The sequence below is a fragment of the Pseudoxanthomonas sp. LjRoot204_2 genome (genome assembly GCF_056175765.1).
The window spans coordinates 1-1,091 of the sequence record NZ_JBGFFG010000716.1 but is presented as its reverse complement, the minus strand read 5'-3'; the positions used below and the strand labels follow the sequence as shown (position 1 = coordinate 1,091).

Here is a 1,091-nt window from a genome sequence, read left to right as displayed (position 1 = left end):
GGTCCGGATAGACCCCCACGAGCGCGAAGCCCTCGACTTTCGCGGCCTGCGCCTTGATCGGCTCGCCACTGGCTTCGGGCAGCTGCCCGGATTCGTTGCGCTTGCAGCCGGCGAGCGACGCCGCTGCGATCAGGCCAATAAAAAACGCGCGCATCCAGCGGCTGCGCGCGCTACGGGTGTTGCGAATTGCCGATCCCATGTGCCATTCCCTGCCGTGGTCGTACCGGCAGTATAGAACGCAGGAATGACAGTGGCGGGGTCAAGCCCCGCGCACCTTCATCTCACGCGGCGATCAGGCCTCCGGCGGCGCATCGGTGGCTTCCGGCACGGGGGTGCCTGCCGCCACGACGCCGTCGACCGCCTCGTCCTCATCCAGCGAGGCGTCGAGGCGCTCCACCGCCTGCAAGGTCTCGCCATCGGACAGGCGGATCAGGGTGACGCCCTGGGTATTGCGGCCCACCTGCGAAATCTCCGCGGCGCGCGTGCGTACCAGGGTGCCGCCATCGGAGATCAGCAGGACCTCGTGGTGGTCGGACAACTGGATGGCACCGACCAGGCGGCCGTTGCGCTCCGTCGTCTTCAACGCGATCACGCCACGGGTGCCACGCCCCTTGCGCGGATAGTCGATCACCGGGGTGCGCTTGCCGTAGCCGCGTTCGCTGGCGGTCAGGATGTCGCCATCGCCATCGATGACGACCAGGCTGACCACTTCGGAGCCGGTCTCGGCGATGACGGTACCGACGTCGCCATCGGCTGCTTCGCCTTCGTCCAGCTCGCCCTCGACGTCCGCATCGGCGCCTTCCGCCAGGCGCATGCCGCGCACGCCGGTCGCGGTACGGCCCATGGCGCGCACCAGCGCTTCGGAGAAGCGGACCGCGCGCCCGTTGGAGGCGAACAGCATGATGTCGCGCTCGCCATCGGTCAGCGCCACGCCCACCAGCGCATCGCCTTCGTCCAGGTTGATGGCGATCTTGCCGCGCGCCAGCTTGAATGCGAACTCGGTGAGCGGCGTCTTCTTGACCGTGCCATTCCTGGTGGCGAAGAAGACGAACTTGCCTTCCTCGTAGTCGCGCACGGGGACCACGGCCTGG

1 protein-coding gene and 1 pseudogene are annotated in these 1,091 nt (G+C 68.1%); both read right to left on the bottom strand.

Going from position 1 to position 1,091, the window contains the following annotated elements; genetic code table 11:
• Positions 1-199: pseudogene (locus AC04L7_RS19350) on the bottom strand (hypothetical protein); the annotation flags it as partial.
• 93 nt (positions 200-292) lie between these two features.
• Positions 293-1,091 (bottom strand): DNA gyrase C-terminal beta-propeller domain-containing protein (locus AC04L7_RS19345; RefSeq protein WP_475513796.1); only part of this gene is annotated, 799 nt, incomplete at its 5' end.